Source organism: Prolixibacter sp. SD074 (assembly GCF_009617895.1).
In the GTDB taxonomy this organism is placed as follows: domain Bacteria; phylum Bacteroidota; class Bacteroidia; order Bacteroidales; family Prolixibacteraceae; genus Prolixibacter.
On record NZ_BLAW01000001.1, the window covers coordinates 1775849 to 1788796 of the forward strand.

Below are 12948 nucleotides of genomic sequence, written 5' to 3' on the forward strand. Positions count from 1 at the left end.
TTCATGATTCTCTAAGCTATTGACCGTCTCTAAAAAAATCAGTATTCACTAATAAAATTCGCCAGTTGAACAGGCTCTTATTAATTTTACGCAAAAAACTCGGTGATAAAGAAATTAAAACTGTCGTAAAGAATTTTCTGTCTCTTTCAACCTTTAATGTTTTAAAATTCATTTTTCCACTAATTCTAATTCCTTATTTAACCTCCAACCTAGGTTTGAGGCATTATGGACAGTATGTATTATCTTTTAGCATCTTTCAGTATGGTCTGTTACTTGTAAATTTTGGATTCGACTACTCAGCTACAAAGCTTATCTCGTTAAATAGAGATAACAAAACAAAGATAGCCCAAATAGTTACGAATGTTACCGTGGCAAGATTATTATTCGCAATAATATCGAGCTCAGCAATATATCTTGTAATATCTTTAATGCCAACCTTAACAGACAACAATCTACTATATATATATGGGTTCGGTATTTTATTGGGACAAGCCATCACGCCTTTATGGCTCTTCCAAGGCATTGAAAAGATGGGGTACATTACGATAATAAATTTAATAACAAGAATCATCTCCACTCTATTAATTTTTATTTTCATACATAAACCCTCTGATTTTTATTTGGTAAACTTGTTCCAATCTATTGGTTATCTATCAAGTGGTATAGCTAGTGTAATTCTCATAGTGAAACATTTGAAATTAAAAATAGTAAAACCAACCCTTCGAAATATCTCATTTTACATAGCAGACTCTTGGCAAATATTCCTATCTACACTGTCTATGAGCTTCTACAGGGAAGCAAATGTTATCATATTAGGAATCACAACAAACTATGAAATAGTAGGTCAATATGCAGCAATAGAAAAGATTATTAAGGCAATACAATCCTTTATGGATCCATTATCAAAAGCATTGTTCCCATTCTTTGGCAGAAAACTAAACGAACCAAATGAATCTAATTCATCATATGTGAAGTTTGGAAAAATCTTCACATTAATACTCGTAATAATACTCTCTCTACTTTATTTATTCGGACCTAAACTTCTTATTTGGTACCTGGGTAAATCTTTTGAATCTGCAATCGTCTTATTTCAAATCATGATTCCTGTGGTTTTATTTGGTGGACTAAACTACTATTTTGGCATTATTGGATTGATAAATTTAGGATTGAATAAATATTTCACAAAAGCTGTATTTATTACGGGAATATTAAGTGTTACGTTATGTTATTTGCTTTCAAGTAGCATCGGTGCAGCTGGCGCCGCAATAACGATGAGTATTAGCGAGTTAATATTACTCTCTTTAATTTTCAGAAAAATAAGTCCATGGATAAAGAAAAAGACGAGAATCGAGGTTTAATACCAATAATAATCCTAAACTGGAACGGAGAAAAAGATACAATAAGTTGCCTTCGCTCTATAAAACAAACAAAAACAGAATCTTTTATTCCAGTAATTGTTGATAATGGTTCAAAAATTGAATCTTTAGCAACTCTAAAAAACGAATGCAATCAACTATATCGCAATATATTATACATACCTAGAGATGCAATTAATAATTCAAAGAGTGAAATTATAAAAAACGTTGAAAAACAAAATGACTTACTAATATTCATCGAAAACAATGAGAACCTCGGCTTTGCTAAGGGGAACAATATTGGGATAGAGATTGCAAAACATTTAAACTCTAACTGGGTGATGTTATTGAATAATGACACAGAAGTAGAGCCAGATGCCCTAGACAAATTAGAAAGTCATATCAATAACAACGAGAATATCTATGCTGTTACGCCACAAATAAGGTTTTTTCATGACAAAGAAAAAATATGGAACTGTGGTGGAGAATTGACTTACTTTGGTAGTCGAAAGTACTACTATGCAGGAGAACACTATACGTCAATACCATCAGCAAAAAATGCTTCAGACATAACCTTTGTCACAGGTTGTGCTTTACTTTTTAGATATAAGGAAACTGGGGTATTAACTGAGGATTTCTTTTTTGGTGAAGAAGACTATGAATTCTCTCTTCGGTTAAAAATGAAGAATCTAAAAATGACTTGTCTTTATGGCTCAATAATCTATCATAAAGTAGGATCGACAATCAAGAAAAACAACAACACCCTCAATTCAACCTACTTGTATTACATTAATAGGCTTATTGATGTTCGGAATTATTATTCCAGCCCCCGCTGGCACATAACAAAAATATTTGCTTATTTATATTTGCCGGTACTTCTCATTAAGAATAATATTAATCCTTCGAAAGCTTTCGCTCTAATTATGTCGATTAATAAATATGTTAATAAACATAATAAAGTCGACGCGAATGAATTCAACAGAATACTAAAAAATAAATGATAATATCTCAATTATTTATATTTTTTGTTCTGGCAATCGTTATTACGAGGATTGATAAAATTTTATGGGGCACCTATTACACCCCAGTGACAATCTTACTCTGGCCATTTTTATTTTTATTAACTGCAAGCTATATTTTTCTAAAATTTGAATTATCTCATTTTGAGCTTAATGATCGTGTCATACCAATCTGGACTGGAGGTGCCATATCTTTTTGGTTGGCAGGACTGGTATTGAAAGCAGTATTCAGAAAAATGAGACTTTACACACAAAAAGACTACGCAATTGCAAATAGTATTCAGTTAAAAACATCCAGTTTAAAGGCTCTCATATATGTAGCATACCCGTTAATACTTTTAGTTGGATACAAAATTAAACTACTACTCTCTCGATATAACTTAGCTGATGAAAATTTTCAAAAAAATCTAGGTGCTGGTATTTTAGGACATTCAATCCTAATACTTACTGTAATAAGCATAACATTATTAATATTTTTCAATCAGAACAAATACAAGCTCCATCAAATCATAGTTATACTTATAACCTTAGTGTTCTCTATTCTTTATGGAGTCAAATCATGGGTTATCATACTTCTTGTATCGGGTTTCATTGGTAGATTAATAACGAATAAAACAAAACCCAAATTAAAACATTTGCTATTTTTAATCATACCATTGATTTTATTTTGGTTGATTTACCAGATATCCCTTGGGATGAATCCTGACAGCAACAAGTTCATTATAAAACACATGTCAGATTACCTGATTGCTGGACCTATTGGTTTTTCAGAACACCTCAACCAAAACCTTCCTATCGGAACAAATCCATCTTATGCTTTTACCCCAATTATTAATATTTTTAATTTTATATTTGGAAAGCCACCTATTGATGTAATTTCCAGTTATGTTGTCTATATTCCTACTGATTTTAGCACCAACGTAAAAACATTTTTTGGTACTCTTTATGTATATAGCGGTATTAAGTACGTAATAACATCATTTACTTTAGGTTTTATTTTTTATATATACCTATTAATATTTATCTATTCTATTAAAATAAATATTGCACCACTAATAGTGACTTTATATTCATTTATGATGGGACTGCTATTTATGGGATGGTTTGATTGCTACATAATTCACTTACAATTCTATGAGGTTCCATTTATTGCAATTTTTCTCCATTTCCTTTCTAAATTAAAAATCTAACAATGAAGATACTCTTCTTAGCGGATGCCAACTCAATACATACGAAGCGATGGGTAACGTCTTTAGCTGAAAAAGACGTAGAAATTTTATTGTTTTCGTTCGAAAAAAACTCTGACAAAGAACAATACAAACACAATAACATACAAATAGTCGATAATAATTATAAGAATAGCAAAAAGGGACCAGGGCAAACATCCAAGTTGAGAATTATATCATATCTACCCAAACTAAAAAGAACAATCAAGTCTTTTAAGCCAGATATAGTTCACGCGCACTATGCTTCAAGCTACGGATTACTAGGAGCTTTAACCGGATTTCAGCCGTTAATAACTTCTGTATGGGGAAGTGATGTGTATATATTTCCAAAAATCTCGATACTTCATCGCAAACTTTTAAAGTTCAACTTAAATAATGCAAAAGTAATCCTCTCAACCAGCCATTCGATGGCTAATGAAACAAAAAAATATATAAATAAAGACATTGAGATTACACCATTTGGGGTAGATGTCAATAGGTTCAAGAAATTACCTAATGTTGAAAGAGATGAGTTAATTATTGGGAATGTCAAATCATTGGCTCCCATCTATGGTATTGATATCCTTATTAGATCATTCAATCAAATTTTGAAAAAAAATCCTACTCAAAATTTAAGATTACAAATTATCGGAGAGGGTCCCGAAAAAGAAAACTTACAAACCTTAGCGCGTTCACTGAATATTGAAGAATATGTCGATTTCCTGGGAAAAATTGACAATTCAGAGCTCCCTCTCTATTATAACAAATTCGCATTAACAGTTTCTCCATCTATTTCAGAAAGTTTTGGTGTAGTAGCAATCGAGGCTATGGCATGCGAATGTCCTGTGGTAGTTTCAGATGCTGACGGGTTTTCTGAAGTTGTTAAAGATACTGAAACGGGGTATATTGCTCCAAAGAAGGATATAGAAGCTACTGCAGACGCAATACAGAAATTACTTGATGACTCAACTCTTAGAGCAAGAATGGGAAAAAAGGGAAGAGAGAGAGTGCTTCAATTATATAATTGGGAGGAGAATGTAGATAATATGATCAATATATACAAAAAAACACTTTTATTAAAAAAATGAAAATTCTCTACATTAATCACTATGCAGGTTCGCCTAACTATGGTATGGCTTTTAGGCCTTATTACTTAGCAAAGGAATGGGTAAAATTAGGACATGAAGTTACTATCGTCGGTGCGGACAATTCACACCTGCGAAATATTCAACCAAACATCCAAAAGGATCTGACAACAGAAAAAATTGAGGATATTAATTACCTGTGGATCAAAACTCCCAGATATTCATCGTCTGGAATAAGACGAATATTTAATATTGTAACCTTCGTTTTGAAGTTATTAAAGTATCGTAGTAGAATTTATAAACAAACGAATCCGGATGTAGTTATTGCATCTTCCACCTATCCATTAGATATCTATCCTGCGTATTATATTGCAAGAAAAAATAAAGCAAAACTGGTTTTTGAATTACACGACATGTGGCCATTATCTCCTATGGTAATTGGGGGATATTCCAAATTTCATCCATTTATAATAGCGATGCAACTTGCTGAAAATTTCGCCTGTAAAAAAAGTGATTTATACATATCCTTATTAGGAAATGCAAAAGACTATTTAGTCGAACACGGATTAAAAGAAGAAAATTTCGTTCATATCCCCAACGGATATGACTTAGAAGAGTATAAAAATAATTCTACATCAATACCTAAAGAGCATGAACAACTAATTAGTAGATTGAGAAAAGAGAAGTATACCATTGTTGGTTATGCTGGTGGACACGCTCCTTCGAACGCATTGTTAAGCTATGTACAAGCCATAAAATCTTTTTCAACGTCAGATAAAGTAGCATTTCTTCTAGTTGGCAATGGTCCACAGAAGGAAGCAATAGTTGAATTAGCGAATAAAAATGAGCAAAAAAATGTGTTTTTCCTTCCTGCCATAAATAAAACTTCGATTCCTAACTTATTAGATAAGTTCGATATTTTATATGCAGGTGGCGTAAGTAGTATTCTACATAGCTACGGCACGTCCTTTAACAAAATCACAGATTACATGCTGGCAGGAAAGCCTATTATATTTGCTGTAGATGAACCAAATAGCCTGGTTGAGAAGGTCGGTTGTGGCTTTCAGATTTCTGCTGAAAATAATAGCGAACTAACAGAAACCATTAAACTACTGATAGAAATGCCCGAAAAAGAACGAGAGGAGATGGGAAAAAAGGGACATGAATACGCAATTAATAAATTGACTTATTCCTCTTTGGCAAACCAATTTATAACAGCTCTAACTAATTGTTGAATTATCTCACAAATTCGAATTACATAAATTATTAAGTTCACATTAAACGAAAAACGTTCCAACAGTTAAAACAGTTATGCAAACAAATTTCAACCTCAATCAATTCATCCAAACATATGTTACGCAACGAGATGAAAGCTTATTGAAATCCGACTTTCAAAAATATCAATCAGAGCTCAACAATCGGATCAATAATAAAAAAGTATTAGTCATTGGTGGTGCCGGCACCATCGGCTCATCATACATCAAAGCCATTCTGAAATTCAAGATCACCAAACTGGTGGTTGTTGATATCAACGAAAACGGATTAACTGAATTGGTGCGTGACCTTAGAAGTTCAACAGGATACAATATTCCGGATAACTTCATCACCTATCCTGTCAATTTTGGTGACCGCGTTTTTGAAAAACTATTTCGCTTTCATGGGCCATTCGATATTGTCGCAAATTTCGCTGCTCACAAGCATGTTCGCAGTGAAAAAGACATCTTCTCTATTGAAGCAATGGTGGAGAATAATGTCCTGCGTGCCCGTAAATTATTGGATCTATTACTGGAATTTCCACCGGAGCATTTCTTCTGTGTTTCCACTGATAAAGCAGCGAATCCCGTAAATATAATGGGGGCCAGTAAAAAATTGATGGAAGAATTGATAATGGCATATTCTGACAGATTACCGATAAAAACTGCAAGGTTTGCCAATGTTGCTTTTTCAAATGGTAGTTTGCCTTTAGGATTCTTAGATAGGCTTAACAAACAACAACCCTGGGCTTGTCCGCTTGGAATCCGTCGCTTTTTTGTATCACCGCAGGAATCCGGAGAATTATGTCTCATGGCTTCTATCATGGGTGAATCCGGTGATATATTCTATCCGAAGTTGGATGAAGAAAAAGACATGATCCCTTTCGACCAAATTGCAATTGACCTTTTGAATAACCTGGGTTTAAAACCTGATATTTGTAAAACAGAAGAAGAAGCACGACGAAAAGCATTAATGCTTGATGAAAACTCAACAACCTATCCCATTTACTTTTTTGGGTCTGATACTTCTGGTGAAAAAACATTTGAGGAATTCTATACCGAAAAAGAAGAATTGGACACAGAATCCTTCATCAATCTCGGAGTGATCAAAAATTCAGTAAAAAGAGATATTAAAGAGATCGATTCCATTTTTGATAAGCTCAACGACTTATTCGAAAATAAAGAAGTGACAAAAAGCAAAATAGTAGATATTCTCAAATCATATCTGCCCAACTTTGCTCATATCGAAACAGGAAAAGGTCTCGATTCAAAAATGTAATTTCCAGCCTTAAAAAACTATCCTATGTATCGGCATTTTTTCAAACGACTAATCGACATTATTTTGTCGCTTACAGCAATCATAATCCTTTTACCCATTTGGATTCCAATTTGCGTTATCCTTTTATTAACAGGCGAGCATGAAGTCTTTTATTTTCAGGAACGAATTGGTTTTAAGAATAAACCGTTCTATATATGGAAACATGCTACCATGTTGAAAAATAGCGAAAATATGAAAGGCGGTTTCCATACTACACGCAACGACCCAAGAGTATTGCCATTTGGAGCATTCTTAAGAAAAACAAAAATAAATGAACTGCCCCAACTTATTAATATCTTCAAAGGAGATATGAGTATAATCGGGCCGCGTCCATTAGTTGATAAAACATTCACTCCTTATCCACAACACGTTCAGGATAATATTTACAACGTAAAACCTGGTTTAACGGGAATAGGTTCTATTATTTTTCGCGATGAAGAAAGACTTCTTTCAGAAACAAAAATGGAACCGAAAGAATTTTATGCAAAACACATTTCCCCCTACAAAGGAGAGCTGGAACTTTGGTATCAAAAAAACCTTAGTTTTATTACAGATGTAAAACTGGTATTTTGCACAGCTTGGGTAATTATTTTTACGAAAAGCGAGCTACCATTTAAGATTTTTAAAGGATTGCCGGAAAGGCCAGAAGAACTAAAATAGCTCCTAGGCCATGAATTCGTTTTGACCTTTATCCGTCAAAAATTTCTTCATCTGAAAATATAATAGCTAAATATCATGAAAGGTATTATCCTTGCTGGCGGCTCCGGCACACGCCTCTATCCCATCACCAAAGGGATTTCCAAGCAATTGCTACCAATCTTTGACAAGCCTATGATTTATTACCCGTTGTCGGTACTTATGCTTGCAGGCATCCGGGAAGTACTCATCATTTCCACGCCGGAAGATCTGCCCGGATTTGAAAAACTGCTGGGAAGCGGTGAAGATCTGGGTATGCAATTTAGTTACAAAGAACAGCCCAGTCCGGACGGTTTGGCCCAGGCATTCACCCTCGGGGAAGAATTCATCGGAAACGACAGCGTCTGCATGGTGTTGGGCGATAACATCTTTTACGGCCACGGCCTCGTTGATTTGCTGAAACAGGCTCGTCGTAACGTGGAAGAAGAGGGCAAACCCACCGTTTTTGGTTATTACGTGAACGACCCGGAGCGTTACGGTGTGGCCACATTCGATAAGGAGGGTAACGTCACCTCCATCGAAGAGAAACCGGAGAAACCTGCTTCCAACTATGCCGTAGTAGGGCTCTATTTCTACACCAACGATGTGGTGGAGGTTGCCAAAAACATTCAGCCCTCCGCCCGAGGAGAATACGAAATTACCACCGTCAACCAGCACTACCTGGACGAAGGCCGCCTGAAAGTAGAACTCATGGGACGTGGCTACGCCTGGCTCGATACCGGCACACACGAATCGTTCCTCGATGCCAGCCAGTTCATCCAGACCGTCGAAACCCGCCAGGGCCTCAAGATCGCCTGCATCGAAGAAATCGCCTATACAATGGGCTACATCAATGCCACCCAGGTCCGCAAACTCGCCGAACCACTGAAGAAAAACGGTTACGGACAGTACCTGTTAAGGCTGGTAGCTGAATAACCCCGTCATTGCGAGGGAGCGACAAAGGAGCGACCGAAGCAATCCCCCGATAAATGCTCCGCAAGAAAAATCTGAACAAAGGAACAATGAATGCTTTGAGCCCAACAGATTGCTTCGTCGTTCCTCCTCGCAATGACAGCACAATAAAGGACAACCATGCAATACCGCACCTACCAAACCTACATCCTGACCAACAAACATCACACGGTTCTGTACACAGGAGTAACGTCCAACCTGAAGCAACGGGTAGAACAACACAAACGAAAAGCCTACCCAAAATCCTTCACTGCCCGTTACAACGTAGACATCTTGGTCTGGTTCGAACAATTCTTCGACATAGGAGAAGCCATTGCACGGGAAAAACAGCTCAAGGCTGGGAGCAGGCAAAAGAAAATGGACTTAATCAATGCAATGAATCCGGAATGGAAAGACTTATACGAGAAGCTATAACTGTCATTGCGAGGAACGACGAAGGAGTGACGAAGCAATCCCCCGATAAACCCTGTCATTGCGAGGCGAGGCACGAGCCGAAGCAATCTCCCGATGAACGCTCCGCAAGAAAAACCTGAACAAAGGGACAATGAATGCTTTGAAGCAACAGATTGCTTCGTCGTTCCTCCTCGCAATGACAGTTCCTATGTTGTGTCATTGCGAGGAACGACGAAGGAGTGACGAAGCAATCCCCCGATAAACCCCGTCATTGCGAGGCGAGGCACGAGCCGAAGCAATCCCCCGATAAACCCACAAACAAAACAAAGCAATAGACAATGAAACACATCCTCGTTACCGGCGGTGCCGGCTTTATCGGCGCCAACTTCATCCCTTATTACCTGGAAGCCCATCCGGACGCTTTCATCATCAACCTCGACAAACTGACCTATGCAGGAGACCTGAACAACCTCTCCGAACTGGAGAACCACGATCGCTACGAACTGGTCAAAGGCGATATTGGCAACCGCGAACTGGTGGAATACCTGTTTGCCAAATACGATATCCGGAGCGTTTTCCATTTTGCCGCCGAGTCGCACGTCGACAACTCCATCACCGGACCGGAAGTCTTCATCCGCACCAATGTAAACGGAACCTTCAATCTGCTGGATGTAGCTTACAAACAGTGGATGGAAAAGCCCTTCACGGTGAAACCGGGTTACGAAGCTTGCCGTTTCCACCACATATCTACCGATGAGGTGTACGGAACGCTGGGTGCCGAGGGCCTATTCGAAGAAACCACTCCCTATGCGCCCAACAGTCCCTATTCGGCGTCCAAGGCCAGTTCCGATCTGATTGTCCGGGCTTATTTCCATACCTACGGAATGAATGTGACCACCAGCAATTGCTCCAATAACTATGGTCCCAAGCAACATGATGAGAAGCTCATTCCAACCATCATCCGGAAAGCATTTTCGGAACAGCCCATTCCCATCTACGGGGACGGTAAAAATATCCGCGACTGGTTATATGTACTTGATCATTGTAAGGGAATCGATCTGGTGGAACAGAAAGGAAAATCCGGTGAAACCTATAACATTGGTGGCCGCAACGAACGCGACAACCTGTTTATCGTGAACCATATTTGCCAGTTACTCGATGAACGGGCGCCGCGTAAAGACGGGAAAAAGTATGCTGACCTCATCACTTTCGTCACCGACCGTGCTGGCCACGACCGCCGCTATGCCATCGATGCCACCAAGCTCGAAACCCAACTCGGCTGGCAAGCCGACGAAAACTTCGAATCAGGCATCATCAAAACGGTCGATTGGTACCTGGAAAAATACAACAAGTAGCCCGATGAAAGACTGAGTGTCCTGTAATAAAGACTCCGGCCCAAAAGTCCCCCGGGTGGGGACCGCGATGCACATCGGGGAGGGGGCAAAAAAACACACAATAATATCGCCGGCTGAATAACCAACTCAGCCGGCTTTTTTATGCCTTTCCCACCCTGTCAGTGGCCGGTAGAATCACCTTTTTCCAAAGTTTGGAACTTTGGAAAAGGTTTGCGCTCAATAAGCAGCCCCCGCTGGCGCGAGATTGTATCCCGTGCCTCTTTTGGAACAACCGAAAAAACAAAAAGACGGCATCACCTTCGAATCGGAATAATTTTCAATGGCTTTTTGATTCAATGTCATAAAAGTGTATTATTGAAAATAAAAAATGGAAACGATTATATTAAGAGGAAATTCAAAATCGAATGCTAAACTGCTTCAGGAACTTGCCAGGAAATTAAATTTCTCAGCAAAAAAAATCTCTGCAGAAGAAGCCGAAGAAATTGGTTTGTTTTATTCCATCAAAGAAGGTTTGGATTCAGGCCTGATGGTTGAAGAAGAAAAAAACAGGTTTATTTCATCACTTGAAGATGAGTAAAAACCATGCAAATTGAGTTTACTAAAAAGTTTGGCAAGCAGGTTGACAAATGCCGCGATAAAACCATACGCAGCAATCTGTCAAAGACTATATATTAATATTCAGAGTGCCCAAAAACTCACCGAAATCAAAAATCTGAAAAAATTGAAAGGGCATAAAAACTTCTTTCGTATAAGAGTTGGAGATTATCGAATTGGAATTGCTGTGCAGGATAAAAAAGTGATACTGGCAGCATTCGACCATCATTCTGATATTTATAAATATTTTCCATAATATCCCCGCTGGCGCCAGAATGTCACATAGTGATACCCCGCTGCTACCCGATTGTATCCCAGGCCTCCTCTGCCAGCTGGCGAAGAATTAGAGGAGGCTTCTTCTCTCCCCTTCGGGGAACCCGGAGGGGGCTTCTCTCACCCCTTAGAGCAGGGGTAAATCAGGAGAAAAAACTAACTACAAAATTCAAGTTTCAAGTAAGCGCTGTTCAATCATTTTGAGTAAGCAAATTCTTTTGATACCTTTGAAAAAAATGGGTCGGCAATCAGGTTTTATATTAAAAAAAATAACATGACAACAATAAAGCTTACCATAAACGAAAGAACAGGCAAAGGGAAACATCTTCTTGCCTTGTTAAAGGAGTTGGCCAAATCAGATAAGGATATACTTATTGAGACTGAGAATGAACCTAATTCCGAAACTTTAAAGGCCATGAAAGAAGCGGAAGCTGGTCAGGTGACAATGGTTGACAGTGTTGATGAACTGTTCAATTCAATTTGATATGTATAAAATAGGATTTTCGGGTAGTTTCAAAAAAGATTTAAAAACACTCAGGAAACGTTCAACATTGAACTTTGAGATTTTGCGTAGCTTTATTAAGGAACTTCAAAAAACCGGGCATCAGGGAATTGATCAAAAACATAAACCACATAAATTGACCGGAAAGCATTCAAGGCATTGGAATGTCATGTTCTAAATGATTTGTTGATAGTTTGGTTACAAAATGACACAGAAAAGACCATCATTTTAGTGAGAACAGGGACACATTCTGACTTATTTAGATAAGATTGGTACTGGTGGTGAATCAAATAAATCCTGGTAATACCGAAGGAACCGGTCTTTTCCTCACAGACCGGTTCCCTTGCCCCACTATTCCCCGCTGCTACACGATTTCCGCAACGCGATCCCCACAGGGTATCGCGTTGCCCCTCAAAAAAACAAAAAGATGGCATCACCTTCGAATCGGAATAACGGGTAACTAAATCAACGCTGGTAATTGCGGCGCTTCAATGACACCCAACTATAAAGTACACACAAACCTTGAAGCGTTTTCAAAACCTTCAAGGTTTAAATAAACCCCGCTGCTACCCGATTGTATCGCCTTGCTCCACAACCCCCCAACGGCTTTTTGGGTTTCACCCAAGTCACCAGCTCAACAAACAAGCAGATTGGCCAAAGCACAATTGAGCAGGTGGTTGATTAAACCAGCAGGTAAAGAATTAATTGTATAATTCGTCCAATAGTTTTATCTTGCTTTTCATAAGTTCTTTAACAAAATGAATAACCTACCCGTTCAAAAACCCTAAACCGGGAAACAAAAACGGCATTCAAAACATCAAAAATGAGTTTCGGCCCTACAAAAATGATAAACCAACAAGTTAAAACCAGTTTTTAATTCGCAGAAATGACAAACCGGCAGGTTAAAATCATGTTTCACAGCGCAGAAATGACAGACCAGCAGTTAGAA

The 12948-nt window shown here is 38.0% G+C and carries 13 protein-coding genes and 1 pseudogene; all 14 read left to right on the plus strand.

The window, feature by feature from the left end:
* Nucleotides 1-65: 65 nt before the first annotated feature.
* Nucleotides 66-1358 carry an oligosaccharide flippase family protein gene (locus GJU82_RS07840; protein ID WP_194831002.1) on the plus strand — a complete coding sequence of 431 codons (1293 nt, stop codon included), beginning with the start codon at nt 66-68 and terminating at the stop codon, nt 1356-1358.
* On the plus strand, nt 1325-2356 hold the full coding sequence (locus GJU82_RS07845) for a glycosyltransferase (RefSeq protein WP_153631644.1): 1032 nt from the start codon (nt 1325-1327) through the stop codon (nt 2354-2356). Before GJU82_RS07840 ends, GJU82_RS07845 begins: the two co-directional genes overlap by 34 nt.
* On the plus strand, nt 2353-3564 hold the full coding sequence (locus tag GJU82_RS07850) for a DUF6337 family protein (protein WP_153631645.1): 1212 nt from the start codon (nt 2353-2355) through the stop codon (nt 3562-3564). Before GJU82_RS07845 ends, GJU82_RS07850 begins: the two co-directional genes overlap by 4 nt.
* A 2-nt stretch (nt 3565-3566) precedes the next feature.
* Nucleotides 3567-4667 (plus strand): glycosyltransferase, encoded by a 1101-nt coding sequence (locus tag GJU82_RS07855; protein ID WP_153631646.1) that lies wholly within the window; start codon nt 3567-3569, stop codon nt 4665-4667.
* Nucleotides 4664-5899 carry a glycosyltransferase family 4 protein gene (locus GJU82_RS07860; RefSeq protein ID WP_153631647.1) on the plus strand — a complete coding sequence of 412 codons (1236 nt, stop codon included), beginning with the start codon at nt 4664-4666 and terminating at the stop codon, nt 5897-5899. Before GJU82_RS07855 ends, GJU82_RS07860 begins: the two co-directional genes overlap by 4 nt.
* Nucleotides 5900-5975: 76 nt before the next feature.
* The gene (locus GJU82_RS07865) at nt 5976-7196 is read left to right on the plus strand and encodes a polysaccharide biosynthesis protein (protein ID WP_153631648.1); all 1221 of its coding nucleotides are present in this window, start codon (nt 5976-5978) and stop codon (nt 7194-7196) included.
* A gap of 24 nt (nt 7197-7220) precedes the next feature.
* Nucleotides 7221-7895 (plus strand): sugar transferase, encoded by a 675-nt coding sequence (locus GJU82_RS07870; RefSeq protein WP_153631649.1) that lies wholly within the window; start codon nt 7221-7223, stop codon nt 7893-7895.
* 75 nt (nt 7896-7970) lie between these two features.
* The gene (rfbA, locus tag GJU82_RS07875) at nt 7971-8846 is read left to right on the plus strand and encodes a glucose-1-phosphate thymidylyltransferase RfbA (RefSeq protein WP_153631650.1); all 876 of its coding nucleotides are present in this window, start codon (nt 7971-7973) and stop codon (nt 8844-8846) included.
* Nucleotides 8847-9002: 156 nt separating this feature from the next.
* Nucleotides 9003-9296, plus strand: a complete 294-nt coding sequence (locus GJU82_RS07880) for a GIY-YIG nuclease family protein (protein WP_153631651.1) — start codon at nt 9003-9005, stop codon at nt 9294-9296.
* A 317-nt stretch (nt 9297-9613) separates the two neighbouring features.
* The gene (gene rfbB, locus GJU82_RS07885) at nt 9614-10630 is read left to right on the plus strand and encodes a dTDP-glucose 4,6-dehydratase (protein ID WP_153631652.1); all 1017 of its coding nucleotides are present in this window, start codon (nt 9614-9616) and stop codon (nt 10628-10630) included.
* Nucleotides 10631-10997: 367 nt separating this feature from the next.
* Nucleotides 10998-11207 (plus strand): hypothetical protein, encoded by a 210-nt coding sequence (locus GJU82_RS07890; protein ID WP_153631653.1) that lies wholly within the window; start codon nt 10998-11000, stop codon nt 11205-11207.
* 12 nt (nt 11208-11219) lie between these two features.
* Complete coding sequence (locus tag GJU82_RS07895) at nt 11220-11480, plus strand: type II toxin-antitoxin system RelE/ParE family toxin (protein WP_153631654.1); 261 nt, start codon at nt 11220-11222, stop codon at nt 11478-11480.
* A gap of 291 nt (nt 11481-11771) precedes the next feature.
* Complete coding sequence (locus GJU82_RS07900; RefSeq protein ID WP_153631655.1) at nt 11772-11981, plus strand: hypothetical protein; 210 nt, start codon at nt 11772-11774, stop codon at nt 11979-11981.
* Between the two features lies 1 nt (nt 11982).
* Nucleotides 11983-12266, plus strand: a pseudogene (locus GJU82_RS17940) (type II toxin-antitoxin system YafQ family toxin).
* Nucleotides 12267-12948: the final 682 nt, after the last annotated feature.

What these genes read in the sequence shown, in the direction of transcription:
- GJU82_RS07845 (WP_153631644.1), top strand. Translation starts at nt 1,325, where the DNA reads ATGGATAAAGAAAAAGACGAGAATCGAGGTTTAATACCAATAATAATC.
- GJU82_RS07850 (WP_153631645.1), top strand. Translation starts at nt 2,353, where the DNA reads ATGATAATATCTCAATTATTTATATTTTTTGTTCTGGCAATCGTTATT.
- GJU82_RS07855 (WP_153631646.1), top strand. Translation starts at nt 3,567, where the DNA reads ATGAAGATACTCTTCTTAGCGGATGCCAACTCAATACATACGAAGCGA.
- GJU82_RS07860 (WP_153631647.1), top strand. Translation starts at nt 4,664, where the DNA reads ATGAAAATTCTCTACATTAATCACTATGCAGGTTCGCCTAACTATGGT.
- GJU82_RS07865 (WP_153631648.1), top strand. Translation starts at nt 5,976, where the DNA reads ATGCAAACAAATTTCAACCTCAATCAATTCATCCAAACATATGTTACG.
- GJU82_RS07870 (WP_153631649.1), top strand. Translation starts at nt 7,221, where the DNA reads ATGTATCGGCATTTTTTCAAACGACTAATCGACATTATTTTGTCGCTT.
- rfbA (WP_153631650.1), top strand. Translation starts at nt 7,971, where the DNA reads ATGAAAGGTATTATCCTTGCTGGCGGCTCCGGCACACGCCTCTATCCC.
- GJU82_RS07880 (WP_153631651.1), top strand. Translation starts at nt 9,003, where the DNA reads ATGCAATACCGCACCTACCAAACCTACATCCTGACCAACAAACATCAC.
- rfbB (WP_153631652.1), top strand. Translation starts at nt 9,614, where the DNA reads ATGAAACACATCCTCGTTACCGGCGGTGCCGGCTTTATCGGCGCCAAC.
- GJU82_RS07890 (WP_153631653.1), top strand. Translation starts at nt 10,998, where the DNA reads ATGGAAACGATTATATTAAGAGGAAATTCAAAATCGAATGCTAAACTG.
- GJU82_RS07900 (WP_153631655.1), top strand. Translation starts at nt 11,772, where the DNA reads ATGACAACAATAAAGCTTACCATAAACGAAAGAACAGGCAAAGGGAAA.